Source organism: Microbacterium sp. (genome assembly GCF_036823965.1).
Lineage (GTDB): Bacteria > Actinomycetota > Actinomycetes > Actinomycetales > Microbacteriaceae > Microbacterium.
This window is the reverse complement of the sequence record NZ_DAITBE010000003.1, coordinates 333,886-359,632: the sequence shown is the minus strand read 5'-3', so window position 1 is coordinate 359,632 and position 25,747 is coordinate 333,886. Positions and strand designations below refer to the sequence as shown.

The following is a 25,747-nucleotide window of genomic DNA, read 5'->3' as shown; positions in this document are numbered from 1 at the left end:
CTCCTGCACTGTTCCCTCGTCGCACGCTCACTGGAGATCCGTCCATGTCGAAATCACTGCTTCGCACCGCTGTACCCTCTTCCCGCCGAGTCGTGATCGCCGCGCTCACCGCCGCAGCGCTGATCGGTTCGCTCGCTGCCTGCAGCCCCTCGTCCAGCACCCCCGACGCGAACGAGGAGGTCGCTGTCGTCGACGGCGGCGAGCTCGTGATCGGTGCGGAGCAGGAGCCCGACTGCACCGACTGGATCGCCACCTGCGGCGGATCGATCTGGGGAACCTGGATCATGCAGATCCCCACGCTCCCCGGTGTCTTCGAGACGCGCCAGGTCGACGACGAGTGGGTGCCGCAGCCCTCCGATCTCGTCACCGGCGAGCCGGAGACCGAGGTCGCAGACGACGGCACGCAGACCATCACGTACTCGATCAACCCCGACGCCGTGTGGTCGGACGGAGAGCCCATCACCTCGGCCGACTTCGAGTACACGGCGCTGCAGATCCGCGACGGCGACGACATCTTCGACAAGACCGGCTACGACCGCATCTCGGCGATCGACGCGAGCGACCCGAAGACCGTCACGGTCACGCTCGCCTCGGCATACGCAGGCTGGCGCACGCTGTTCAGCGTCTACGGCATCATGCCGGCGCACCTGCTCGAGGGGCAGGACAGAGCCGCGATCATGGCTGACGGCTACGAGTTCAGCGGCGGCCCCTGGAAGATCGAGAAGTGGACCCGCGGCACCTCGGTCACGCTCGTGCCGAACGAGAACTACTGGGGTGAGAAGCCGCACCTCGAGAAGGTGACCTTCCTCTTCCTCCCCGACACCACGGCCGCGTTCCAGGCGCTCAAGAGCGGCCAGGTCAACGTGCTCTACCCCTCACCGCAGCTCGATGCGCTCACGCAGATCGACGCCGGACTCCCCGGCATCAAGTCCCAGGTGGATGCCCGCACCGGCAACCTCGAGGCGATCTGGCTGAACAACGCCGCAGCACCCTTCGACTCGGTCGCGGTCCGTCAGGCACTGGCCTACTCGATCGACCGCGATGCGATCGTGAAGCGGCTGTTCGGCAGCCTCGGCATCGACACGGCGCAGCAGAGCTTCAACTCGCCGATCGTCTCGCCGTTCGCGGCCGACGACTTCTCGCAGTACTCGCTCGATCTCGACAAGGTCGACGAGCTGATGGAGGGCGACGGCTGGGCCAAGGACTCCGACGGGGTCTGGGCGAAGGCCGGCGAGACCGCGACGTTCTCGATCAAGACCCTCGCCGGCAACAAGCGCCGCGACCTCACGGTGCAGGTGCTGCAGTCGCAGCTCGCGGATGCCGGGTTCGAGATGACGATCGATCAGGTCACCCCTGCCGACCTGTTCGGCACGATCGCGCCGGAGGGTGACTTCCAGGCCGGCATCTGGACGCTGGTCGACACCTTCGCCGACCCGACGCTGAGCTCGACGTTCTCCTCGGTGAACATCCCGAGCGAGGCGAACGGCTTCTCCGGCATCAACTTCTACCGCACCTCGATCCCCGGTCTCGACGAGCTGCTCGGCCAGGTCGACAGCGAGATCGACCCGGATGCCCGCGCCGCAGCCTCGCACGAGGCGGATGCGCTGATCGCCGAGAACGTGCCATCGCTGCCGCTCGACGCAGTGCCGAACGTGCTGCTGTGGAGCGACACGGTCGGCGGGCCGCTGCAGATCAACCCGGTCGAGGGTCCGTTCTGGAACCTCGCCGAGTGGGGCCTGGCCGGCTGACCCCGAGCCCGACCCGATGACACGACACGAGGCGGCGACATGATCACCTTCATCACACGACGGGTGCTGTACTCGGTACCGGTGATCCTCGTCGCCTCGTTCGTGCTGTTCTGGGCGGTGCGTTCGACGTTCGACCCGCTCGCGAAGCTCCGCCAGGCGCACGATCCCGCCGTCATCGCACGAGAGATCGAACGCCTCGGCCTCGACCGCTCGGTGCCGGAGCAGTACTTCCTGTGGCTGCGATCACTCGTGGTCGGCGACTGGGGCGTGAGCACCCGCACCGGCACCCCGGTGCTGCCGTTGATCGGCGAGGCGCTCTGGCCCACGCTGCAGCTGGCGTTCTGGGGGCTGCTGGTCGCGATCCTGATCGCCGGCGGCATCAGCGTGTACTCGGCGGTCCGCCAGTACTCCTGGGGCGACAACCTGCTCACCGGTGCCTCGTACATCGGCATCGCGATGCCCGCGTTCTGGTTCGGACTCATCCTCATCCAGACCTTCGCGGTGTGGCCCAAGGAGCAGTTCGGGCTCAGCGAGCCGCCGCTGTTCTTCATCGGGCTGAACTCGCCAGGGCAGACCGGAGTGCTCGACTACATCCGGCACCTGATCCTGCCGGTGGCTGCGCTGATGATCGCCCTCGTCGCCTCGTGGAGCCGCTTCGGTCGTGCCGCGATGCTCGACGCCCTGACGAGCGACTACGTGCGCACTGCGAGGGCGAAGGGCGTGCCGCGGCGGCAGGTCATCTGGCGGCACGCGGTGCGCAACTCGCTCGCGCCGTTCGTGACCGTCGTGGCGCTCGACGCCGCGATCCTGATCGGCGGGCTCGTCGTCACCGAGCAGATCTTCGCGATCCCGGGGATGGGTCGGCTGTTCCTGCAGTCGCTCGTCGCTGGTGACGTGTTCGTGCTGCTGCCCTGGATGATCGTGGTCGCCGTGGCCGTCGTCGTCTGCAACCTGATCGCCGACATCGCCTATGCGGTGCTCGACCCGAGAGTGAGGCTGTCATGAGCGGTGCAGGCATCGCCGGGAGCGAGGAGCTGCTCGCCGAGCAGGATCCGCAGAAGGCTCCGACCAGGCAGCTCCTGCAGGGCTTCCTCCACCATCGGCTCGCGGTCACGAGCCTGATCGTGCTGGTGATCCTGCTGATCGCGTGCTTCGGTGCCGCGTGGATCGCGCCGTACCCGCAGGGGCAGCAGGATCTGCTCACCGGTCCGACGCCGCCATCGGGTGCGCACTGGCTCGGCACCGACGAGCTGGGTCGCGACTACCTGAGCGAGATCCTCTTCTCTGGGCAGATCTCGCTCGCGATCGGACTCGCGGTCGCCGTGCTCGCGACCGTCGTCGGCACCGCGCTCGGCGCGATCTCCGGCTACGTCGGTGGCTGGATCGGCGAGCTCATCATGCGCATCACCGACCTGTTCCTGATCGTCCCGGCGATCGCGCTGCTCGCGGTGATCCTGCAGGGGCTCGGCCCCTCGCCCACCACGATCGTGCTGGCGCTCACTGCCCTCGGCTGGACGTACATCGCCAGGGTCGTCCGTTCGCAGGTGCTGTCGCTGCGCGAGAAGGACTTCATCGATGCGGCCCGCGGCATCGGAGCATCCGGAGTGCGCATCGTGGTCTCGCACCTGCTGCCGAACCTCGCCGGTGTCATCGTGGTCGCGATGAGCCTCGCAGTGGCGTCCTCGATCATCGCGGAGTCCACCCTCAGCTTCCTCGGCTTCGGCGTGCAGCCGCCGCAGACCAGCTGGGGTTCGATGCTCAGCCAGGCCGCCGGCTACGTCGGCACCCCGCAGGTGTACCTGCTGTACTTCCCCGGCATCTTCATCCTGGTGACCGTGCTCTGCGTGAACTTCATCGGCGACGGCCTGCGCGACGCGCTCGACCCCCAGGGGAAGAACCTGTGAGCGCCGGGGAGATCCTGCTCGAGGTCGAGGACCTGTCGATCAGCTTCCCCACGGATGCCGGGCTCGCCCGGGCCGTCGAAGGCGTGTCGTTCGTGCTGCGCACCGGGGAGACCGTCGGGATCGTCGGCGAGTCCGGGTCGGGCAAATCGATGACCGCGATGGCGATCATGGGGCTGCTGCCGAGGTCTGCCGTCGTCACGGGATCGATCAGGTTCCGTGGCACGGAGCTCGTCGGGATGGCGGATGCCGCGCTGCGTGAGATCCGCGGCAAGGACATCGCCGTCGTGTTCCAGGATGCGCTCACCGCGCTGAACCCGGTCATGCGGGTCGGCGAGCAGTTGATCGAGGCCGTGCGCGTGCACCGACCCGACACCACGACGGCGGAGCGCAGGGCCAGGGCGATCGAGCTGCTCGACGTGGTCGGCATCCCCTCGCCGGAGCTGCGCGTCGACCGGTATCCGCACGAGTTCTCCGGCGGCATGCGGCAGCGCGTGATGATCGCGATGAGCATCGCGAACGAGCCCGATCTGCTGATCGCCGACGAGCCGACGACGGCACTCGACGTGACCGTGCAGGCGCAGGTGCTCGAGGTGCTCCGCGAGGTGCAGCGACGCACCGGCACGACCGTGCTGCTCATCACGCACGATCTCGGTGTCGTCGCCGGCACCGCCGACCGCGTCATGGTGATGTACGCGGGCGGGCTGGTCGAGACCTCCGACGTCGACCCCCTCTTCTACGAGACCGCGCACCCGTACACCGCAGGACTGCTGGCGTCGCTGCCGCGGATCGACCGGCGGGCCTCGCGCGAGGAGCGGCTGTACCAGATCGCCGGGCAGCCCCCGGTGGCGACGGCGTGGCCGAGCGGATGCCGCTTCGCCCCGCGCTGTGCGCACGCCGTGGCCGGACTCTGCGATGCCGTCGTGCCGCCGCCGATCGCGGTCGGTGAAGGGCATACGGCCGCCTGCGTGCGCGTCGACGAGTGGCAGAAGGAGGCGGTCCTGTGAACCAGCCCGTTGGGGACCAGCCGGTGCAGAGCACGAGCCTCACCGTGCGGAACCTCGTCAAGGAGTACCGCGTCGGCGGAGGACTGTTCGGTCGCACGCGTGACGTGGTGCAGGCGGTATCCGACGTGAGCCTGTCGATCGAGGGCGGGCAGACCTTCGGCCTCGTGGGCGAGAGCGGCTGCGGCAAGTCGTCGCTCGGTCGCAGTGTCGCCCGACTGCAGTCCAGCGACGGCGGCTCGATCCGGCTCGGCGACGACGACATCACCGGCGTCGAGGGCTCGCGGTTGCGGTCGCTGCGTCGCCGCGTGCAGTTCGTGTTCCAGGATCCCTACGCCTCGCTCAACCCGCGGAAGTCCGTGCGGGCGACGCTCACCGAGCCGCTCGTGATCCACGGGCTGCACCGAGGGAACCACGAGCGCCGCGTCGAGGAGCTGCTCGCGCAGGTCGGGCTGAACCCGGCGCATGCCGACCGCTTCCCGCACGAGTTCTCCGGCGGGCAGCGACAGCGCCTCGGCATCGCGCGAGCGCTCGCCGTGGAGCCGGAGGTCATCGTGCTCGACGAGCCGGTCAGCGCGCTCGATGTCAGCGTGCAGGCCGGGGTGCTCAACCTGCTCGACGACCTGCAGCGCGACCTCGGGCTCACGTACCTCTTCATCGCGCACGACCTGTCGGTGGTGCGGCACCTCAGCGACCGGGTCGGCGTCATGTACCTCGGGAAGCTCGTCGAGGAAGGGCCGGTCGACGAGCTGTACGAACGGCCGCTGCATCCGTACACCCAGGCGCTGCTGTCGGCGATCCCGGTGCCGGACCCGCGGGCCGAGCGGGCGCGCGAGCGCATCGTGCTCACCGGCGACGTGCCGAGTCCGGTGTCGCCACCGAGCGGATGCCGGTTCCGCACCCGCTGCTGGAAGGCCACCGAGATCTGCGCCGAGGAGGTTCCCGCCCTGATCGACCACGGCGGCACCCATCTCGTCGCCTGCCATCACCCCGCAGAGCGCGCCGTCATCTGACGCTCGCGCGCCTCCGGTCGCAGTTCCGGCCGCTCGAACTCGCGGCGGGCGGCGGCAACTGCGACCGGAACACCGCAACCGGAAGGAAACCCCATGACGACCACCCACCGCATCGCCGTGATCGCCGGCGACGGCATCGGCACCGAGGTCATGCCGGAAGGCCTGCGGGTGCTGCATGCAGCGGCATCCCGATTCGACATCGCCCTGGAGTTCGAGGAGTTCGACTTCGCGAGTGCCGCGTACTGGCAGCAGCACGGGCGGATGCTGCCGGACGACTGGTTCGAGACGTTGCGCGGCTTCGACGCGATCTACTTCGGGGCCGTCGGCTGGCCCGACGTGGTGCCCGACCACGTGAGCCTGTGGGGGAGCCTGATCCAGTTCCGTCGCGCATTCGACCAGTACGTGAATCTGCGGCCGGTGCGGCTGATGCCCGGTGTCGTCTCGCCGCTCGCCGGCCGTGAGCCCGGCGACATCGACTTCTACGTCGTACGGGAGAACACCGAGGGGGAGTACTCCTCGATCGGCGGGCGGATGTTCGAGGGCACCGACCGGGAGTTCGTGCTGCAGGAGACCGTGATGACCCGCACCGGCGTCGACCGGGTGCTGCGGTACGCGTACGACCTGGCCCAGCGCCGGGAGGCGAAGCACCTCACGTCGGCGACCAAGAGCAACGGCATCTCGATCTCGATGCCGTACTGGGACGAGCGCGTGGCCGCCGTCGGGGCCGACTACCCGGACGTGCGGCAGGACCAGTTCCACATCGACATCCTCACGGCGAACTTCGTGCTGCATCCGGACTGGTTCGACGTGGTCGTGGCGAGCAACCTGTTCGGCGACATCCTGTCTGACCTCGGACCCGCCTGCACCGGTACGATCGGCATCGCCCCGAGCGCGAACATCAACCCGGACGGGCTGTTCCCGAGCTTGTTCGAGCCGGTGCACGGCTCGGCGCCCGACATCGCCGGACGCGGCATCGCGAACCCGATCGGGCAGATCTGGTGCGGGGCCATGATGCTCGAGCACCTCGGCCACCCCGAGGCCGGTGCCGCAGTGCTCGCCGCGATCGAAGACGTCCTCGCGAGCGGAGCGGATGCTGCGCCCTTCACCCCCGACCTCGGCGGCACCGCCACCACGGTCGAGCTGGGCACCGCGATCGCGGAGGCCGTCGCCGGCGGGCGGCGCCGCCTCAGCGCTTCGTGAGGTCCTGCGCGAACATCACGATGATGCCGCTCGGGCCGCGCAGGTACGTGAGCTTGTAGACGTCCTGATAGTTCGCGACGCCCCGCAGCGGGTGGTAGCCGTGGCGTGCTGCGATCGCGAGCGACTCGTCGATGTCGTCCACCGAGAAGGCGATGCGGTGCATCCCGATCTCGTTGGGCAGCGTCGGCTCGGTCTCGATCGCGTCGGGATGGATGTACTCGAACAGCTCGATCTGCCCGTGCCCGTCCGGCGTCTGCAGGACCGCGATCTTCGCATGGTTGCCGTCGAGGCCGACGGCTGTCGACGCCCATTCGCCGCTCACCTCGTCGCGGCCGAGCACGGTGAGCCCGATGTCGGTGAAGAACGAGATGGTTGCTTCGAGGTCACGCACGGCGATGCCGACGTTCTCCATCTTGATGGCCATGCGTTGGATGCTATCCCGCTCGGCGTTCGGTGTCAGCGGCGTGGCTGTTCAGCGCCCGAGCTTCTCGGCGCACGCGACGCAGTGCTCCGCGAACGGGCGTGCTTCGAGCCGGGCGGCCGGAATCGCCGTCCCGCATCGGGCGCAGACGCCGTAGGTGCCGGCATCCATCCGGGCGAGCGCATCGTCGACCTGCTGGAGTTCGGATGCCGCGGCCTCCGCGAGGCCGCTCAGACGCGACCACTCCGACGACAGCGTCACACCCTCGGGGTCGTGCTCGTCGTCGTCGTTCGCGCCCTCGCGATCGTGCATCAGCGCCGTCAGCGCCGCACCCGTCGATTCGACTCGAGCCGCCGCCTGCGTGCGCAGCTCCTGCAGCAGCTCGCGCGGATCGGTCGTCATGCCCACACTCTAGGCACGGCATCCGACATCCCGACAACGCCTACCAATCCCAGCGCAGCGCCACCATCCCCGGACCGAAGTTGAACTCGGCGTGCGAGGCGCAGTTGCCGTTCAGCGGCACGACGTGCGACCTGGGCTCTCCGTCGGTCTCGATCGTCACGGTGCATCGGCGCGGAAGATGGTCCGGGTCGAACACGGCGTACAGCATGATCTCCGCCTGACGCCGGGGCGCGACGATCGTGAACTCGTGCTCCTCCGGTGCATCCGCGCTCTCGATCGTCTCTCGTTCGGTCAGCGCGAGCGCCCCTTGCTGCAGCGGGGCATGCAGCTGCAGCGTCGCTCGGATCAGGTTCTGCTTCGGGTCGTCGACGATGTCGACGACCTCGCAGCCGATCGTGCCGGCGATCTCGGCCGGGTGGACGCCATCGTCGTTGAGCCCGTAGAAGATCGCGGCACGCTGCGCGCCGTCCTTCCGCGACTGCCAGAGCGTTCGGTTCACGGTGCGGGTGATGCGGCTCTCGGCATCGACGTGGATCCCGACGGCTCCCGATCGTTCGAGCAGCTCGGGAGGGCCTTCCGCCGTGATCCGGTTGCGGATCAGGTTGCTCAGCGTCGCGAAGGTCCGGTGCTCCGAGTGCCCGACGCGACGCGAGGGCCCGAGCGCGCCGGTGAGGGCACCGTCGTCGAGGAGCAGCAGCTGCTCCAGTTCCCGGATCACATCGAAGGATGTGTCCCGTTCCGGTCGGCGGATGCCGGACTGCCACTGCGACAGCGTCGAGACGCTGATCTCGTGCCCCCGAGCGCTCAGTCGCTGGCGCAGCATCCGCAGTGACACACCACGCAGCTTCACCGCCTCGCGCAGCGTCGACGCGAATTCAGGGAGCAGGACGACGGGTTCGTCGTCGGGGCCGTCCCGGCGCTCCTGATCGGAGTTCATTCGTCATCTCGAACGGGGAGCGGAGATCGCGGACTCAGCCGAGCTTCCGATCGCCGAGCAGGTCGCGGATCTGGATCAGGAGCTCCTGCTCGCTCGGCAGCGGCGGTGCCTCGTCCGCGCCGACCGCGCGCTGCTCCGCACGTTCTTTGAGCCGGTTCATCGGCAGCACGAAGACCAGGTACACCACGAGCGCGACCGCGAGGAAGTTGATCACGGCGCCGATGATCAGGCCGAAGGAGAACGTCGACTCGCCGCCGCCGAGAGTGGGGACGGTCAGCTGCAGGGCCTCATCCAGGCTCCCGGCCTTGAAGAACAGTCCGATGAGCGGATCGATGAGCGCATCGACGAGCACGGTGACGATCGCCGTGAACGCGGCACCGATGACCACCGCGACCGCGAGGTCGATGACATTGCCGCGGAGGATGAACTCCTTGAACCCAGTGATCATTGCCGTTTCCGTTCTCTGCATGGCGTGAGAGCGGGCACGGCGAAGGGCCGTTTCACCCCAGTCTCACGGTCGTCGGGCCACAGTGTCACGGCGGCGAAGATGCCCGCCTTCGAGTGCCGCCGGGCACGACCGTATCAAGGCCACGTTCACACCACACGGCTTGTCTGTGTGAACGAGAACGCCCGTTCAGCGGGCGCAGCAGCGTCCGCTCAGCGCCTTCGCGCGGCGGTGTTCAGCCGAGGATCAGATGGGGAGAAGCGCGATGACCGTCGCGCCGCCACCACCGAGGATGAGGGCGATGATGACGGTCCAGGCGACGATGCGGAGGCGCCGGTTGCGGCGCTCGCCGAGGTCGCCGTAGTCCTCGCTGGGCTCGGGTCGACTCGTCCGGTCCGGTCGGCCGGAGGGCTCGGGTCGGCTGAGCTCGCTCATCAGGCCACCGGCTCCGTGACGGTCGGCCCGAAGTACGACGGCAGCGTGGCGTTCGAGCGCTCGCGCAGCTCGGCGGCCGACACCGTGAAGACGTCCTGCACCTCGAGCTGCGGCTCGGTGTCGGTCACGCCGATGCGCGCCACCGGGTAGCCGCGACCCTCGCAGAGTCCGCGGAACTTCACGTCGTCCTCGCGGGGCACGGTCACCAGCACGCGGCCGGTCGATTCCGAGAAGAGGGCGGATGCGGCATCCACGCCATCGCGCTCGATGATCTCGTTCAGCCAGACGCGTGCGCCGATGCCGAAGCGCATGACGCCCTCGGCGAGTGACTGCGCGAGGCCGCCCTCGGAGAGGTCGTGCGCCGAGGAGATGAGCCACTCGTCACGCGCTGCGGAGAGCAGACCGGCGAGGCGCTTCTCGCCGGCGAGGTCGACCTTCGGGGGCAGCCCGCCGAGGTGGTCGTGCACGACCTCGGCCCACGCCGAACCGGAGAGCTCGGTCGCGGTGGTGCCGAGCAGGTAGATGTTCTGACCGATGTCCTGCCAGCCGGAGGGGATGCGGCGCGAGACGTCATCGATGATGCCGAGCACGCCGACGAGCGGGGTCGGGTGGATCGGCACGTCGCCGGTCTGGTTGTAGAACGAGACGTTGCCGCCGGTGACCGGGGTGCCGAGTTCGTAGCATCCGTCGGCCAGGCCGTCGACCGTCTGGCCGAACTGCCACATGACCTCGGGGTTCTCCGGCGAGCCGAAGTTCAGGCAGTCGGTGATCGCGGTCGGCACTGCGCCGGTGACGGCGACGTTGCGGTACGCCTCGGCCAGCGCGATCTGTGCGCCGGCGTACGGGTCGAGCTGGCTGTACCGGCCGTTGGCGTCGGTCGAGATCGCGAAGCCGAGGCCGGACTCCTCGTCCACACGGATCATGCCGGCGTCGTCGGGGAAGCTCAGCGCGGTGTTGCCGAGCACGTAGTAGTCGTACTGGTTCGTGATCCAGCTCGTGTCGGCCAGGTTCGGCGACGCGACCAGGTCGAGGAACTGCTCGCGCAGCGTCTCCGGGTCGTTCGAGCGGGGGAGGTTCTCCGCGGCATCCGCCTGCAGTGCGTCGATCCACGTCGGGTACGCGACCGGACGGTCGTAGACCGGGCCGTCGACCGCGACGGTCGAGGGATCGACGTCGACGATGCGCTCGCCCTGCCAGTCGATGATGAGGCGTCCGTCGCCGGTGACCTCGCCGAGCACGGAGGTCTCGACCTCCCACTTGTCGACGACGGCCATGAACGCGTCGAGCTTCTCGGGCGCGACGATCGCCATCATGCGCTCCTGCGACTCCGACATGAGGATCTCCTCGGCCGTGAGCGTGGGGTCGCGCAGCAGCACGTTGTCGAGTGAGACCTTCATGCCGCTGTTGCCGTTGGCCGCGAGCTCGCTGGTCGCGCAGGAGATGCCGGCGGCACCGAGGTCCTGGATGGCCTCGACGAGCTCGCCGCGGTACAGCTCGAGGCAGCACTCGATGAGCACCTTCTCGGCGAAGGGGTCGCCGACCTGCACAGCGGGGCGCTTGGTGGGGCCGGTGGAGTCGAAGGAGTCGGATGCGAGGATGCTGGCGCCGCCGATGCCGTCGCCACCCGTGCGGGCGCCGAAGAGCACGACCTTGTTGCCGACGCCGGTCGCGTTCGCGAGCTTGAGGTCTTCGTGACGCAGCACGCCGACCGCGAGCGCGTTCACGAGCGGGTTCGCCTGGTAGACCGAGTCGAAGACGGTCTCGCCGCCGATGTTCGGGAGCCCCAGGCAGTTGCCGTAGAAGCTGATGCCGCTCGTCACGCCGTGCACGACGCGAGCCGTGTCGGGGTGGTCGATCGCGCCGAAGCGCAGGGCGTCCATGACCGCGACCGGGCGCGCGCCCATCGAGATGATGTCGCGGACGATACCGCCGACGCCGGTCGCCGCACCCTGGAACGGCTCGATGAACGACGGGTGGTTGTGCGACTCGGCCTTGAAGGTGACGGCCCAGCCCTCGCCGACGTCGATGACGCCCGCGTTCTGGCCCATGCCCACCATCAGGCGTTCCTTCATCTCGTCTGAGACCTTCTGGCCGAAGCGGCGCAGGTAGTTCTTGCTGCTCTTGTACGAGCAGTGCTCGCTCCACATGACCGAGTACATCGCCAGCTCGCCCGAGGTGGGGCGGCGGCCGAGGATCTCGCGGATCCTCGCGTACTCGTCATCCTTGAGGCCGAGGGCGCCGTACGGCTGCTCCTTCTCGGGCGTCGCGGTCGCGTTCTCGACGGAGTCGGGAACGTGCTTGTGGACAGGTGCAGGGGCGGTGGTCACGCGCACTCCAAAGGAAGGGGCCGGCGGGGCGTGTCCAGTCTACCGGCGTGGGGTTCGGTGGTTCGCCCCGGTCCCTGAGCTCCGCCACCTGGGTCCCTGAGCCTCACAACTTGGGTGCCTGAGCCTGTCGAAGGGCCCGAACCCACTCCCACCGCCACAGAGGTGTCGCACCTGACCGCATCCGATGGGGTGTTGCGGCCACGTGCGACCCCTCCGCACACAGGCAGCACGGCCGGGGCCCGAAAATCGTGTCAACCCCCTCCTCACCCACGCCCTCGTCGCGGAGGGTGGAAGGGTGACGAAGGAGTACAGCATGACCGCAGGAGACATCGAGACGTTCCACCGCAATGGGATCTGGTTCAACCGGATCGTGGGGGAATCGCGCACGCTCGGTGCCAGCTTCATGACCGAGGACGAGGCCGTGAAAGTCGGTCGCGCCGCCTCGGTCGCCCGCCAGGTCGGGCACACCGTCCGCGAGGAGGAGGGGCCGTCAGGCACCGGGAACCTCCACGACTGGCATCCGCGTGATGTGATCGGCTGAGCCCGGTCGCCTGTCACGGGCGGACACGGGAAATGCGGGAGCGCGGCGGCATCCGTAGATTTGGTGGAGCCCCGCTGCGAAGGAGTTCCCCCGTGACTGAGATCCAGACGATGACCGCCGGCAGCCTGCCGAGCATGCAGGTGCTGACCCACGCGAACGCGCAGCGGTCGTCCGGCATCCGCCGCCGTCCCTGTCCCGGCATCGTCTGAGTCCTGCCATGGCCGAGTCCCTCCCCGCTCACCCGTTCGACGCCCGCACGCGGCTGCAGCTCGATCAGCCGCACAGTCGCAAGTGGAGTCTGCACCCAGGGCAGATCGGTGCATGGGTCGCCGAGATGGACTTCGGGGTCGCACCCGAGATCGCTGAGGCACTCGGTCGAGCGGTCGCCGACGAGAACCTCGGATACCTCTCGCCACCCGTCGCGGCTGAGCTCAGCGCGGCCACGGCCGACTGGATGCGCGACGAGTACGGCTGGGACGTCGACCCCGAGCGCGTGCACCACGTCGCGGATGTGATGGCGGCCCTCGGCGTCGCCGTGCGCGAGTACTCGCCTGAGGGATCGGCCGTGATCGTGCCGACCCCGGCATATATGCCGTTCCTGACATACCTTCCGTCGATCGGGCATCCGGTGATCGAGGTGCCGGGTGTCGAGGTCGACGGGCGCTGGCAGCACGACCTCGAGCGGATCGACGAGGCCTTCGCCGCCGGAGCGCGCACGCTCGTGCTGTGCAATCCGCAGAACCCGACCGGCACGATCGCCGGACGAGACGAGCTCGAGGCGATCGCGGAGATCGTCGAGCGGCACAACGGACGCGTCTTCGCGGATGAGATCCACGCGCCGCTGCGCTTCGACCGGGCGCCGTTCATCCCGTACGCCTCGATATCGGATGCCGCGGCCGGCCACACCGTCACCGGGACCAGCGCGTCGAAGGCGTGGAACATCGCCGGGCTCAAGACCGCGCAGCTGATCACCTCGAACGAGCCCGACCAGGAGCTGTACCGCCGGTTCGGCTTCGCAGTGCACCACGGCGCATCGACGCTCGGGGTCGTCGCCTCGACGGCCGCGTATCGCCATGGCAAGCCGTGGCTCGACGGCGTGATCGACTACCTCGACGGATCGCGGCGGCTGCTCGGCTCCCTCGTGGAGCAGCATCTGCCCGGCGCCGTCTACCGCGTGCCCGAGGCGACGTACATCGGCTGGATCGACACGAGCGCGCTCGGCATCGACGGCCCGCCTGCGGCGTTCTTCCGCGAGCAGGCCGAGGTCGTGCTCACCGAGGGGCGGCTGCTCGGCCGCGGGTCGGAGGAGTTCGTGCGGATCGTCTTCGCGACGCCGCGGCCGATCCTCGAGGAGGCGTTCGCCGCCATGGGCGATGTGCTGCGGAGGCGCGGGTAAGGCGGGAGGCTCTCGCTGCGTCGAGCGCCCGATTCCGGCATTCGGCGGCCAGCGCAAAGGAGAAGCGCACGCCCGGGGGGAGGACGTGCGCTTCGTATCCCCAGTCGGGGATGGTGACGGATGCCGCGTTCGGGCGCGGCATCCGTCGGGTCTATGAGGCGTCGATGCTGCGACGGCGACGCATCGCGACGACTGCGCCACCCGCCGAGAGGAGCATCAGACCCATCAGCACGCCGCCGATCGGGAATTCTCCCCCCGTCGAACTGAGCTGCTCGTCGTCAGGGTCGCCGACTCCGCCGGTGCCGGGCGTGGTGCCGCCGTCACCGGGAACGATCGCCGCGCCGACCGCAGCCGTGGCTGCGCTCGTGACCGATCCGGTGCGGAACCCTGCCAGCGATCCGGTCACCGTGACCGAGATGCGCGAACCGAGTGCGCTCGCCGGGATCGTGAACGTGGTCGCCGGGTCGGCGGCGCGAGCCGTGCTCACGACGGGCTCGCCGTCGATCGCCCACTCGTAGCTGAGCTCGGTGCCCTCGGGCCAGCCCTCGGAGCTCGCGGTCAGCGTCTCGCCGACGTTGGCCTTGCCCGAGATGGTCGGCGCCGTGGTCGGAGCGAGCACCGCCATGACGTTCGCCTCGGCGACGCAGGTGACGCAGGTGCCGCCCAGGGTGGCGACATCGGCGGTGACCGAGAACGCGCCGCCCGGTGCGTCATCGATCACGGTCGCACTGAAGATGAGGTCCGCGGCAGCGGCGGGAGCCGTGCCGACCGGAACGGTCCAGGTCAGCGTGCTCCCCTCGAGCGTGGCGCCGGCCGGCACGGCGTCGAGCGTGGCACGGGTCAGCAGCTGGCTCAGGTCGACGGTGATGACCGATGAGGCGAGCGGCACGAGTCCGGTGTTGGTCGCCGAGACCGTGTAGGTCACGGTGTCTCCGACCGCGAGCGGGTCGGCCGCGGCATCCGTCAGCGCGAGCGACAGCTTGTCGGGCCAGGCGGGCTTGCCCGGCTCGAGGATCCAGTCGTTCCAGAGCGCGGTGATGTCGCGGCCGGAGAGCTCCTCGGCGAGGGCCTTGAGGTCTGCGCCGGTGCGGCTCTGACCGGCGAAGCGGGTCTGCCATTCCTTGATCAGGGCGAAGAACGCGTCGTCGCCGATCGAGATCTTCAGTGCTTCCCAGAACTGGGCGCCGCGCGTGTAGGTCTGGTAGTCGTACAGGGCTGCCGAGTCGGTCTGCGCGCCGGGCGCGATGTCCCAGTTCGCACTCGTCGAGGCCGTGCGGTTCCACGAGCTGAAGTAGGTCTGCTCGGTGCTCGCGCCGCTGCCGAAGCCGGCCGCGCTGTTGTAGTGCGTCGGACCCCAGGTCGCCATGCCCTCGCCGATCCAGATGTCGGTCCAGGTGGTGGGGGCGACGTTGTCGCCGTACCACTGGTGCACGAGCTCGTGGATGAGCGTGTTGCCGTTCACCGAGCCAGCGCTCGGGAAGAACGAGCGGTCCTGCGTCTCGAGCGCGTAGTTCACGCCACTCGGCACGCTGTCGACGATCACGCCGGTGCTGTTGCCGGGGTAGGCGCCGTACATCGACTCGAGGTTGCGGGTGATGGTCTCGAGCTGCGTGACCCGGTTGCGGATCGTCGTCTTGTTGGCGTCGCTGAGCCCTGCGTCCATGAACGACCAGGAGGGGATGCTGCGGCCGTCCGTGAGCGTGATCGAGCCCTCGATCACGTCGAAGCGTCCGATCGCGATGACCGCGAGCTCGGAGGCCATCTGCTTGTTCTGTCGCCACACCCAGGTGGTGCGGTCGCCGTCGACCGTCTTCGACTGCAGCTCGCCGTTGCTGGCGACCGCTGCGTCACCCGTGACGCCCGTGGCGTTCGCGAGCACCGAAGGCGCGTCGACCGAGATCGTGTAGGTCGCCTTGTCTCCGGGGGTGTTGTTGTGCGGGAAGCCCGCCATCATGCCGATCGGCTGCCCGAGCAGGATCGCTCCGTCGTTCGTGCCGTTCCAGCCCTCGTAGCTGCCGTCGGCGTCGACATGACGCTCGGGGGTTCCGCTGTACGTGACCGCGACCGTGAACTCGCCCTCGACCGGAGTCGCCGGGGTGACGATGAGCTTGTACTTGATCGCGTCGGCGTCGATGTCGCGCTCCCAGGTGGCGGGAGTGCCGTTGACGGTGACCGCCGAGATGGTCATGCCCTCGAAGTCGAGTGAGAAGCTGCGCAGCGGCGAGAGCGCCCGCGCGGTCATCGTGGTCGTCGCCGTCGTGATGTCGCCGGTGATGAGGCCGCCGGCCACGCCGGTCGGGCTCCAGGCGAGCGAGACGTCGTAGTCGAGTGCGTCGTAGCCGCCGTTGCCGACGTTCGGGAACATCGCGTCGCCGGCGGTGCGGGGGCCGTCGATCGGGCCGTCGGCCGCGGCTGCCGGGACGGAGGTGACGAGCAGGGAACCGGCGAGCAGCGCGGTGACCGGGAGGGTCGCGAGCATTCGCCGACGGGCAGGGGAGGTCAGTCGGAGCATTGGTGCTTTCGGGGTAGGCATGGCGGGGCGGCCGGTCACGTCGTCGTGGTGCGGGGTGGGCTCGTGACCCTGGGGACACATATGAAACGTATGGAACAGATGTTTCCGCAATATATCGTGCCGCTCACGGTTCGGTTGCGGTCGGTTTTCTGCGGCTGGACCGGGGGAATTGTTCGACGCTGTCCAGCATCTGCCCGGTTCGATGGTCGGGTCGCTGCCGACCGGTGCGGGGTCGATTTCGTGTCTCCGGTCGGGAGAGCGGATGCATTGCCGGCCCGCACCGAGCGATCGCCCTCCTTGAGCACCCGGCCCTGGCGTGTGAGGATGACGACGACCCTCGCCCCCGTTGGAAGGAACCTCATGCAGCTTGCGATGATCGGACTCGGTCGGATGGGCGCGAACATCGTGCGTCGTCTGATGCGCGACGGGCACGAGTGCGTGGTCTATGACGTGAACGCGGATGCCGTGCAGGCTCTGGTCGCGGAGGGCGCCGTCGGCGCAGACAGCATGGCCGATCTGGCGTCGAAGCTCGAGGCGCCGCGGGCCGTGTGGATGATGGTGCCGGCATCGCTCACCGGTGCGGTCGCCGACGAGGTCGCCGGCGTGCTCGACGAGGGCGACATCCTGATTGACGGCGGCAACTCGAACTACCGCGACGATGTGCGGCGGGCGGCGGCGCTGCGCGAGCGCGGCATCCACTACGTCGACGTGGGGACCAGCGGCGGGGTGTTCGGTCTCGAGCGCGGCTACTGCCTGATGGTCGGCGGTCCGGATGCCGCAGTGCAGCGCATCGAACCGGTGCTGCGTACGATCGCGCCGGGCCCGGGCGAGATCGAGCGCACGCCCGGACGCACCGGCGACCTGACGAACGAGGAGCAGGGTTTCCTGCACTGCGGGCCGTCGGGTGCCGGACACTTCGTGAAGATGGTGCACAACGGCATCGAGTACGGCATCATGGCGTCGATCGCCGAGGGACTCAACCTGCTGCACAACGCGGATGCCGGGGTGCGCGAGGCCGAGCACTCCGCAGAGATCGCGCCGCTCGAGGAGCCCGAGTTCTACCAGTTCCCGATCGACACGGCGAAGGTCGCCGAGCTGTGGCGGCGCGGGTCGGTGATCTCGTCGTGGCTGCTCGACCTCACCGCCACCGCGTTGAACGACAACCCCACGCTCGACGGACTCGCTGGCCGCGTCTCCGACTCGGGTGAGGGGCGCTGGACGGTCAAGGCCGCCGTCGACGTGGGGGTGCCGGTTCCGGTGCTCGCCGCATCACTGTTCGAACGCTTCGCCTCGCGCGACGAAGACCGCTTCGCGAATCAGGTGCTGTCGGCGATGCGCCTGCAGTTCGGTGGGCACCAGGAGCTGCCGGCCGGCGACGTGCTCGAGGCGGGCGCGCGGAAGGCCGACTCCGCATGATCGGGAGGGGCCCGAGCGAGTGACGAACGACGAAGCGTGCGCGGGGAGCCCGCCTGTGGGACTCTGAGGTTCGGGGCGAGTCTGGGGAGACATCATGCGAGTACTGGCGTTCATCGGCGGACTGGTCGCGGTGACGGTGCTGTCGGCTGGCAGCGCTCTTCTGCTCGCGACGCAGGCGGAGGAGCGTGGCGAGTGGTTCCTGCTGTCGGGCCTCGCGATGACGTTGTTCTGGGTGCCTCCGCTCGTGCTGGCGAGTCTGCTCGCCTTCTGGGACTTCACGCGGTCCGCGGGCGCACGTCGTGCCTACCGGCGGACCCTGATCCTCATGGTGCTGATCCAGGTGATCGCGACGGTCCTGCTCAGTGCGTACGTCGTGCTGAGCCGTACGCCGTGGTGGGTGGTCGCCGCGTTCGTCGCCGTCGCGATCGGCCTGACGGCCGCCGCCGTGAAGATCGGCCCTGTGTTCCGGCGGACGGAGGGTCCATCGACGTTGCGCGCCGAGGGAGCGGTCTACACCCGCGCGGATCTGCGACGTGACGTTCGACGGATCGTCGTGACCGGCGTCGCGGGGCTGGTGGTGGGCGCGGTCGGGTTCGGCGCCCTGTTCCTGGTGCTCGACGACGGCGACGTACCGGTGTGGTGGATGATCGGTGCCGGGCTGTTCTGCGCGGTTCTGGCAGCGGGGGTCGCCGTGTCTTTCATCGTCTGGCGGCTCGCGCGGCAGCAACGTGACCTGCTCGACGGCGACGTCGAACGGGGCCGCACCATCGGGAAGGTCGTGATCCGCGGAAAGAAGATCGTGCTCTCCGCCGAGGACGAAGCCATCGCGCCGCGCTACGCCGCGATCTCCGCCGTCTCACAGGCGTACACGTTGGTGCAGCTCGCGACGCTGCTCGTGGCGATCGGGGGCTCGCAGCTCGCGCGGGTCATCGGCGACCCGACGGACACGTTCACACTCATCCTCGTGTGCGCCTACGTGCTCCTCTTCGTCGCACTCGTTCCGATGGCGGTGATCCAGCTCTGCCGCACCCGCACTTACGCCCGCGATCACGGTGAGCTCATCATCGAGCAGCGGGGAACGGTCGCTGCGCCCAGCGCCTGACGTGCGCCGCTCGCGGGGATCCCAGCGCTGCCGCATTCCCGAGCTGCGGGGTCGATAGAGCTCCCGAACTAGCCTGCTGCGGCGCTCTTCTGACCCGCCACTCCGGGGCAGCGTGCGTTTTCGACCCATCACCGCTCGGCCGGGCCGCCGGTGTTCCAGCCGTCGTGGAGCTCGCTGGTGTCGATCGTCGGGGTCGCGTCAGTGCTGGCGTGCTCCCTTGTCGTCTTCGTGGCGTACGTCCGTGGGAACGGCGGCACACCTCCGCGCGCGTCTGAATGATCGCACCGCGCTGGCCGATCGGTGGAACGAGTGCTACCGTCGAGGCGATCGTGATCCGAACGCAGGAGGTGAGACCCATGAACGCAGCATCCATCGTGGGCGCTCCCCCGCAGTGCACGATCTCGCGACACTCGTAGTCGCGACGGGAGCGCCGAACAGGCATTCGCGAAAGGCGACTCCCATGCACACTCACTCTTCTTCTCCTTCTTCTCAGCGCGCGCTGGTGCTCGGCGGCGGCGGATCGACCGGCAACGCCTGGTTGATCGGCATCGTCGCGGGACTGCTCGACGCCGGCGTCGACGTCACGGCCGCGGACCTCACGATCGGCACCTCCGCCGGTGCGACCGCAGCGGCGCAGCTGGCCGGTGCGAGCCCGGCGGACCTGTACGCGGCGACGCTCGTGCCGATTCCCCCGCGTCCCCGCCCGTCGAACCGTCCGGTCGTGGATCACATGGAACGGATGCACCGCCTCATCGCGGCGTCATCGGATGCCGCAGACCTGCGCCGCCGGCTCGGAGCGTCCGCGCTCGAGATGGCCGGCGCCGACGACCCGCGGCACGCGCAGTGGCGCGCGATGGTCGGCGCGCGGTTCGCGGTGCACACCTGGCCGGAGCGACGGATGCTGCTCACCGCCGTCGATGCCGAGACTGCCGAGCCGGTGGTGTTCGACCGCGACAGCAGCGTCGACCTGGTGGACGCGGTTGCCGCCAGCTGTAGCAGCGGCTTCGCGTACCGGATCGGTGGCCGCCGGTTCGTCGACGGCGGGTTCCGGCGCAATGAGAACGCCGACCTCGCCGCCGGGTACGGGCGGGTGCTGGTGCTGCCGCCGTTCGGAGGTCGCGCGCTCACGCCACCCGAGTGGGGGCTGCAGCTCGATGCGCAGGTCGCCGAGCTGCGTGCCGGCGGCAGCGAGGTGCTTGTCGTGAGCCCGGGCGATGAGACCGAGCATCTGTTCTTCGAGAACGCGATGGATGTGTCGCTGCGCGCGCCCGCTGCGCAGGCCGGGTATGAGCAGGGGCGTGCGGTGGCGGACGGGGTCGGGGAGTTCTGGGGCTGAGGTCACCGTGAGATGAAGAAGCGCCCCTGCCGTTCGGGTCGGCAGGGGCGCTCGTCGGTGCTGACGCCTACTGCACCGACCATCCGCCGTCTGAGGCGAGGATCGCACCGTTGATGTTCACGGCGTCGTCCGACAGCAGGAAGGTGATCGACGCGGCGAGGTGCTCGGCGGTGGCGACCGAGGGGATCGCCTGCTGGAACGGGCCGAGGCGTCCGGAGCCGTACTCCGACATGTTCGGGGGCATCGGGATGCCGGTGGCGACGCCGCCCGGTGCGACCGAGTTCACGCGGATGCCCTTCGGCCCGTACATGAACGCCGCCGACTTCGTGACGCCGATGATGCCGTGCTTGCTGGCCGTGTAGGCGTTGCCCGAGGCGTTGCCGCGCAGGCCCGCTTCGCTCGAGACGTTGAGGATCGAGCCGCGGCCGGCTGCCTCCATGATCGGGAGGACTGCGCGCATGAGCTTGAACGGCGCGGTGAGGTTGATCGCGATGACGCGGTCCCACACGGCATCCGTCGTCTCGCCCGCGGGGGAGAAGTCGTCGTTGATGCCGGCGACGTTCGCGAGGGCGTCGATGCGATCGCCCGCGGCGGCGAGCACGGCGTCGATCGCGTCCTGCTTGGTGAGGTCGCCCGGGACGACGGTGATGTCGGCGTCCGCGAGCTCGGCCTTGAGCGCGTCGAGCTTGTCGGCGGCGATGTCGCTGGCGATCACGCGTCCGCCTTCGCGGGCGATGCGGGATGCCGTGGCCTTGCCGATGCCGGATGCTGCGCCGGTGACGATCACGGTCTTGCCGGCGAAGCGTCCGGCGGTGGGTTGCTCGGTCCAGCCGCTTCCTTCTGCGTCATCCGTCGGAATCTCGCCGCCGTTGGCTGCGCGCACGAGGTCGTCGACGACGGACTGCGGCATGGCGCCCTGGCTCATCGCGACGAGCTGCTGCAGCGGCAGCCCGAGCACCGGAGTGAGCAGCTCGGGGTCGGCACCGGTCTGCTCGAACAGTCCGCGGATGATCGGCCCGCCAGTGGGGTCGTTCAGCCATTCGCCGATGGTGGAGTGTGCGGTGAGGGCCATGCTCGTTCTCCTTATTCGAGTTTCGCAACGGTGCGTCTACTTATATTCGAGTGTACGCCTGAGTACGCTCGGATGGTGCCCCGTCCTCGCAGTGAGAAAGCCCGCCAGTCCGTGCTGGAGGCGATGCGCGCTGCCCTGTCTGCCGGCGGGTACGAGGCCGTGACGATCGAGGGCCTCGCGGATGCCGCGGGGGTGTCGAAGCAGACGATCTACCGGTGGTGGCCGTCGAAGGCGGCGATCCTCGGGGAGGCGCTGCTCGAGGGATCGGTGCCTGGAGCGGATGCCGCCGTGCCCTTCTCTGATGATCTGGGTGCGGACCTGCGGGCGTGGTTCTCAGCGGTGTCGGCCGGGCTGGCGGATGCGGATGGCGTCGCCGTCGCGCGGGCGCTGATCGTGGTGACGGCGTCGGATCCGGAGTTGGGGCTGGAGCTGAACGAGAAGCTGGCTGCGCCGATTCGGGAGTGGGTCGCCGGGCGCATGGCGCTGGCGGTCGCTGCGGGGGATGTACGGGCGGACGTGGATGCTGCCGCCATCGCGGATCAGTTCATCGCGATGGCGAGCTATGCGGCGTTGTTGGGGCGGCCGTTGGATGCGGGGCGGGTGGATGCGACGGTTGGGGTCCTGTTGCGGGGGATTGTGGCTGGCTAGCTATCGGGCGGTGCGGAAGTCGCGGCAAGTCGCAACCGTCCCCGTATGGACTTTCCATGCTCCTAGTTGAAGCCCGCTTGCGCTGCTCGCCACGATTCTTCTTCCGCCGCAAAGCTTCCGCTGGGTCTCAGTCGGACGCGCGGGGTCGCAAGTAGGCACCGCTCCCGCCCTCTTCCCCGCTCTCGCGTGGATCGCCCGCTTGCGTGGCTCGGCTCGTTGCGCGCGCTTGATCGGCGCACCCGGCGATGCATTTCCTGTGCAACTCGCGAACGGACTCTTCGTGTCCCTGTTTGGGGGAGCTCGGGAGTCGTCTCGGCGGGTCCTCGAAGCCGCACCCAGAAAGGTGACCGGGCGGCCGTGCGCGATCATCTTGCGAGCGGCTACGCGAGACGAAGACGAGCATAGTTCCTGAGCAGGCTGTACCGGGTGGTGCCCGGGGAGGGGAAGTGCCACCCGAGGTCTCGGCCCGCCGACCCAGCAGTCTAGATTCTCGCAACAGCTCGAAGTCAGATGGGTTTAGTAGACTTGGCGATGATCGAGCGCGAACTTGTTACTGGGAGAATATGTCGAATCACGCGGTACCAACTTTCGCTCACAGCGCCGAGCAACACATGCTTGCGCCAGAGACTCGCACATCGGGCAGTGCGACGACATTTGCCGACAACATGAAGCTCCCGGTTCACAGGTGGTATCGCTACAGTGCTGGGTACTCATCTGAATGGGCTGCGAGTCTCGCACAGCATTGGGGTGCTGCGAGCGTCCTGGACCCCTTTGGTGGCTCGGGGACTACTGCGCTCGCCGCTCAAGAAGCGGGTATCGAGTCGATGAGCGTCGAAGTGCATCCAATGGTCGCTCGCATCGCTCGAGCGAAACTCGCGTGGGTGGAAGATCCCAATGAGTTTCGCGCTCGCGTGAAGGCTGTGCTTGCCGCAGCGGAGAATGGCGGCTCGGTCCAGGTGCCAGAGTCACCTCTTATCGCTAGATGTTTCCCGGACGCGGACGCGCTTCGTAATATTCTTCGAATCCGCGACGCTGTAGCTACGCAAGACCGAAAGGACGGCCCGTCAGAGCTGCTGTGGTTGGCATTCGTCTCAATCATCAGAGCGTGTTCTCCCGCAGGTACCGCGCAGTGGCAGTATGTTCTTCCAAACAAGACCAAAAGTCGCGTAGCGGAGCCATTCTCCGCCTTTCAAGCCGCAGGAGATCGATTCGCGTTCGACATGGAGACGCGCAGCGTTCTGCTGGGCGCCAATCCGGTGCCGGCTGCAGTCTTCAACGCTGATGCACGAACGCTCGCCCCCATCCCGGATGGCTGGGCTGACACGGTGATCACTTCACCGCCTTACGCGAATAACTACGATTACGCGGACACCCTTCGCCTTGAGCAGATCCTGCTTGGAGATATTGGGGGGTGGAGGGACCTCCGCCCCCTGCGCGATTCGTTGTTGAAGTCGGCTACCCAGAATGTTGGGCGGTGGGACGCTGAAGAAGCGTTGCAATCTTCGTTACTCTCGCCGATTATCGATGAATTTAGGCCTATCTACGAAGAGCTTCGCGAAGTTCGAAAAACGAGGGCCGGAAATAAGGCATATCATACGATGCTTGCCGGGTACTTTTTCGACAATGCAAAAGTGTTCCAGGCGCTGCGAACTAAAACAAAGCCAGGTGCAAAGATGTGTTACGTGGTGGGCGACTCCGCACCGTATGGGGTCCACGCTCCTGTTGAGCGCTGGCTCGGGGAGCTGGCGCGGGGCTCGGGATTCGAATCATGGTCCTTTACAAAGGTTCGAGACCGCAATAACAAATGGAAAAATCGAAAGCACACTCACCCGTTGCACGAGGGCTACCTCTGGATCGAAGGATAGTTCGAATGGCAAACTCACCGTCACATGCGCTTGGGCAGATCGTTGGATATGCGATGGAGCAGGCATTCTTTGAGATGCTGGTGCCGGCAGCAAATGAATTCTCTCTGTTTCTCGATCGTCAAGGTCCGCGCGCCGCGCGCGGCACCAAAAAGAAGGTCACTTGGACTGACGACCGCGGTAATAAACATGACCTTGATTTTGTGCTCGAGAGGGACGGTAGCGCTGGCGTTGTGGGTTTGCCGGCCGCCTTCATCGAAAGCGCATGGAGGCGCTACACTAAGCACTCGGTGAATAAAGCTGGAGAGATCGCCAACTCGTTGGTGCCCCTACGGCGGACTCATCGACACGAGCGCCCGTTCCTCGGGGCGATCGTCGCGGGGGAGTGGACTCAAGGCGGGGTCGCGCAAATGGAGTCTCAAGGTATTAGCGTTGTCCACCTTCCGCTTTCCACGTTGGTGGATGCTTTTGCGGTTGAGAACGTGGACCTAACTTTTGGGGAAGACACGGAGACCGAGTACCTTGCTGCGCAGGTATCCAAGTGGAATGACATCGGACCTGACGGCCGGACCAATATCATCGAGGCACTTCGTCGCGGCGCAGATTCTCAGTTCGAATTATTTGTGGAGAGACTCCGTGAGCACCTGTCTCGGAAAGTGCAGAGCGTAAGGATCCTCCCGCTGCGAGGCGCGACTCGCACTGCTGCGAGCGTTGCGGAAGCATTGTCAATCCTTTCTTCTTTGACGTCCGCGGAGTCCTCACCCGAAGATCTTGAGCTCCTTCGCATCGAGGTTCAGGTCCATTACTCCAACACCGACAAAATTGAAGCGTCATTTAGTGCGCTCTCAGAGGCTATCCTCTGGTTGGAACAAAATTACCTGGATAAGTGATTTCTGTGTGCCTCGTTGGTCCCAGTTGCTTCCGTTCCATAGGGGCCGGCTTTTTCGTCTAGCCGTCTAGCCGTCTAGCTGACGGAGTGAATTTGCCAGGGCTTGGTCAAACGGTAAGCCGGCGTAGTGTCGGCTCGTATATCGATGCCACCGAGAGGGATGCCGGGGGCCATCGCCCACTACGTAGATTGTCAATTTCAAGAAGTCGAGTTGCTGCCGGAGCCAGCTGACCTGAAATCTGTGAAGCTCGCGCGCCGCGCCGGTCGGTTCACTCACGCCATATCCGAGCAGCACGGCATCGGTTTCGGCGTTGGTAGCGCGGAGCACCCGCAATATCGGCGGTCTGGCCGATATCCACGGGCCCTGATGGGATCCGAGTAGTGAAATCTCACCAGTCCGATATGTTGGAAGTGGGAACAGATTTACTATTGTTGAGGAGGTGAGTCCTAGAGAAGTCTGTGCCTGTTCGATCCGTCTTCGACTTCGGTCACCGTTCGTAATGCCGGGAGGGTTAGCGAGCACCGCGACGAGATGCCCGGGTGCCGCAAAGTTCCGGCCAAGCGTTGGCTCTCGAACCATCTCCTGGGTCTTTTCTCGCTCTCGCTCCGGCAGTCGGGCACATGTGACCTCGCTGCAAGGCGCAGCATAGCTTCTTGCGGATGCTCGCTCGGGGATGACGTGAGGCGCCGTCGCGGCATTCTTCGCTCGCTCGTCCATCAGCATCATTCTCCTCGTGGTCAAGCTGCTTGTGAGTCTAGACGGATCTTGCCGCGGTGAGGTTAGGTCTGTCCTGATTGCTCGGCTAGATCCACTGCGCGCGTGCGGTCACGATCCGTGAACTCGCCAAGTGATCAATGGCCGCGGGCGAATATTATTGACCTGTAATTCGCGTCTGTGTCATCTACGGGCGCCAGGCAGGTCAGTTGTCCATGTGCTTTGCTCGACGCGATGGATTCTTCTAGCGACGTCACGAGAAAATTAACTTCGTCATCATGCGCAATGGCAAATTTTTCCGACTCTGATTGCGTTTCGACCCCTTTCTTGAAAAGCTGAAGATACAAATCTGTCGAGACGATCGCATGCGGCAAAGCATAACAATCAGGTGTGCTGGAAATTAGGTATAGGTACGAATATAGTTC

Annotated in this window: 23 protein-coding genes; 14 read left to right on the top strand and 9 right to left on the bottom strand. The window is 67.3% G+C overall.

Annotated elements, in window-relative coordinates; genetic code table 11:
• Positions 1-44 precede the first annotated feature (44 nt).
• The 6 genes from V7Z82_RS07920 to V7Z82_RS07895 all read left to right on the top strand — a co-directional run bounded on the left by V7Z82_RS07920 (position 45) and on the right by V7Z82_RS07895 (position 6,866).
• A complete protein-coding gene (locus tag V7Z82_RS07920) occupies positions 45-1,748 on the top strand; it encodes a peptide ABC transporter substrate-binding protein (protein WP_334149839.1) in 1,704 nt (567 codons plus the stop codon).
• A 39-nt stretch (positions 1,749-1,787) separates the two neighbouring features.
• Entirely contained in the window at positions 1,788-2,753 is a 966-nt protein-coding gene (locus tag V7Z82_RS07915) for an ABC transporter permease (protein WP_334149837.1), read from the top strand.
• Positions 2,750-3,652, top strand: coding sequence for an ABC transporter permease (locus tag V7Z82_RS07910; RefSeq protein ID WP_334149835.1), 903 nt, complete (start codon positions 2,750-2,752; stop codon positions 3,650-3,652). The genes V7Z82_RS07915 and V7Z82_RS07910 overlap by 4 nt, the downstream gene beginning before the upstream one ends.
• Positions 3,649-4,656 (top strand): ABC transporter ATP-binding protein, encoded by a 1,008-nt coding sequence (locus V7Z82_RS07905; protein ID WP_334149833.1) that lies wholly within the window; start codon positions 3,649-3,651, stop codon positions 4,654-4,656. Before V7Z82_RS07910 ends, V7Z82_RS07905 begins: the two co-directional genes overlap by 4 nt.
• The gene (locus V7Z82_RS07900; protein ID WP_334149831.1) at positions 4,653-5,666 is read left to right on the top strand and encodes an ABC transporter ATP-binding protein; all 1,014 of its coding nucleotides are present in this window, start codon (positions 4,653-4,655) and stop codon (positions 5,664-5,666) included. The genes V7Z82_RS07905 and V7Z82_RS07900 overlap by 4 nt, the downstream gene beginning before the upstream one ends.
• Positions 5,667-5,759: 93 nt before the next feature.
• The gene (locus V7Z82_RS07895) at positions 5,760-6,866 is read left to right on the top strand and encodes a tartrate dehydrogenase (protein ID WP_334149830.1); all 1,107 of its coding nucleotides are present in this window, start codon (positions 5,760-5,762) and stop codon (positions 6,864-6,866) included.
• Here V7Z82_RS07895 and V7Z82_RS07890 read toward each other — a convergent pair.
• The 6 genes from V7Z82_RS07890 to purL form a co-directional block, all read right to left on the bottom strand.
• A complete protein-coding gene (locus V7Z82_RS07890) occupies positions 6,853-7,290 on the bottom strand; it encodes a VOC family protein (RefSeq protein ID WP_334149828.1) in 438 nt (145 codons plus the stop codon). The genes V7Z82_RS07895 and V7Z82_RS07890 overlap by 14 nt on opposite strands.
• Positions 7,291-7,338: 48 nt before the next feature.
• Positions 7,339-7,689: a TraR/DksA family transcriptional regulator gene (locus tag V7Z82_RS07885; RefSeq protein ID WP_334149826.1), complete on the bottom strand. Its 351-nt coding sequence runs from the start codon at positions 7,687-7,689 to the stop codon at positions 7,339-7,341.
• A 40-nt stretch (positions 7,690-7,729) separates the two neighbouring features.
• Positions 7,730-8,626, bottom strand: a complete 897-nt coding sequence (locus tag V7Z82_RS07880; protein WP_334149824.1) for a hypothetical protein — start codon at positions 8,624-8,626, stop codon at positions 7,730-7,732.
• A gap of 34 nt (positions 8,627-8,660) precedes the next feature.
• On the bottom strand, positions 8,661-9,074 hold the full coding sequence (mscL, locus tag V7Z82_RS07875) for a large conductance mechanosensitive channel protein MscL (protein ID WP_334149822.1): 414 nt from the start codon (positions 9,072-9,074) through the stop codon (positions 8,661-8,663).
• 243 nt (positions 9,075-9,317) lie between these two features.
• Positions 9,318-9,506, bottom strand: a complete 189-nt coding sequence (locus tag V7Z82_RS07870; protein ID WP_334149820.1) for a hypothetical protein — start codon at positions 9,504-9,506, stop codon at positions 9,318-9,320.
• On the bottom strand, positions 9,506-11,833 hold the full coding sequence (purL, locus tag V7Z82_RS07865) for a phosphoribosylformylglycinamidine synthase subunit PurL (RefSeq protein ID WP_334149818.1): 2,328 nt from the start codon (positions 11,831-11,833) through the stop codon (positions 9,506-9,508). Before purL ends, V7Z82_RS07870 begins: the two co-directional genes overlap by 1 nt.
• Before the next feature lie 313 nt (positions 11,834-12,146).
• On the opposite strand from purL, the gene V7Z82_RS07860 reads away from it, so the two are divergent.
• Positions 12,147-12,374 (top strand): hypothetical protein, encoded by a 228-nt coding sequence (locus V7Z82_RS07860; RefSeq protein ID WP_334149817.1) that lies wholly within the window; start codon positions 12,147-12,149, stop codon positions 12,372-12,374.
• Between the two features lie 217 nt (positions 12,375-12,591).
• A complete protein-coding gene (locus tag V7Z82_RS07855) occupies positions 12,592-13,770 on the top strand; it encodes a MalY/PatB family protein (RefSeq protein ID WP_334149816.1) in 1,179 nt (392 codons plus the stop codon).
• A 151-nt stretch (positions 13,771-13,921) separates the two neighbouring features.
• Here the strand turns inward: V7Z82_RS07855 and V7Z82_RS07850 are convergent, their stop codons facing one another.
• Complete coding sequence (locus V7Z82_RS07850) at positions 13,922-16,249, bottom strand: M1 family metallopeptidase (protein ID WP_334149815.1); 2,328 nt, start codon at positions 16,247-16,249, stop codon at positions 13,922-13,924.
• A gap of 393 nt (positions 16,250-16,642) precedes the next feature.
• Between V7Z82_RS07850 and gnd the strand changes: the two genes are divergently transcribed.
• From gnd to V7Z82_RS07835, 3 genes are all read left to right on the top strand, one after another.
• Positions 16,643-17,698 carry a phosphogluconate dehydrogenase (NAD(+)-dependent, decarboxylating) gene (gene gnd, locus V7Z82_RS07845; RefSeq protein WP_334149812.1) on the top strand — a complete coding sequence of 352 codons (1,056 nt, stop codon included), beginning with the start codon at positions 16,643-16,645 and terminating at the stop codon, positions 17,696-17,698.
• Between the two features lie 94 nt (positions 17,699-17,792).
• Positions 17,793-18,800 (top strand): hypothetical protein, encoded by a 1,008-nt coding sequence (locus V7Z82_RS07840; RefSeq protein WP_334149810.1) that lies wholly within the window; start codon positions 17,793-17,795, stop codon positions 18,798-18,800.
• 460 nt (positions 18,801-19,260) lie between these two features.
• A complete protein-coding gene (locus V7Z82_RS07835; protein WP_334149808.1) occupies positions 19,261-20,136 on the top strand; it encodes a patatin-like phospholipase family protein in 876 nt (291 codons plus the stop codon).
• Between the two features lie 67 nt (positions 20,137-20,203).
• On the opposite strand, the gene V7Z82_RS07830 is transcribed toward V7Z82_RS07835, so the two are convergent.
• The gene (locus V7Z82_RS07830; protein WP_334149806.1) at positions 20,204-21,208 is read right to left on the bottom strand and encodes an SDR family NAD(P)-dependent oxidoreductase; all 1,005 of its coding nucleotides are present in this window, start codon (positions 21,206-21,208) and stop codon (positions 20,204-20,206) included.
• A gap of 75 nt (positions 21,209-21,283) precedes the next feature.
• Here V7Z82_RS07830 and V7Z82_RS07825 point away from each other — a divergent pair, with 75 nt between their 5' ends.
• The 3 genes from V7Z82_RS07825 (at position 21,284) to V7Z82_RS07815 (ending at position 24,608) form a co-directional block, all read left to right on the top strand.
• Positions 21,284-21,856 carry a TetR/AcrR family transcriptional regulator gene (locus V7Z82_RS07825; protein ID WP_334149804.1) on the top strand — a complete coding sequence of 191 codons (573 nt, stop codon included), beginning with the start codon at positions 21,284-21,286 and terminating at the stop codon, positions 21,854-21,856.
• An 824-nt stretch (positions 21,857-22,680) separates the two neighbouring features.
• Entirely contained in the window at positions 22,681-23,721 is a 1,041-nt protein-coding gene (locus tag V7Z82_RS07820; RefSeq protein ID WP_334149802.1) for a hypothetical protein, read from the top strand.
• Between the two features lie 5 nt (positions 23,722-23,726).
• The gene (locus V7Z82_RS07815; RefSeq protein WP_334149800.1) at positions 23,727-24,608 is read left to right on the top strand and encodes a hypothetical protein; all 882 of its coding nucleotides are present in this window, start codon (positions 23,727-23,729) and stop codon (positions 24,606-24,608) included.
• 851 nt (positions 24,609-25,459) lie between these two features.
• Here V7Z82_RS07815 and V7Z82_RS07810 read toward each other — a convergent pair.
• Positions 25,460-25,747: hypothetical protein (locus tag V7Z82_RS07810; protein ID WP_334149798.1), on the bottom strand; the 288-nt coding region annotated here is incomplete at its 5' end.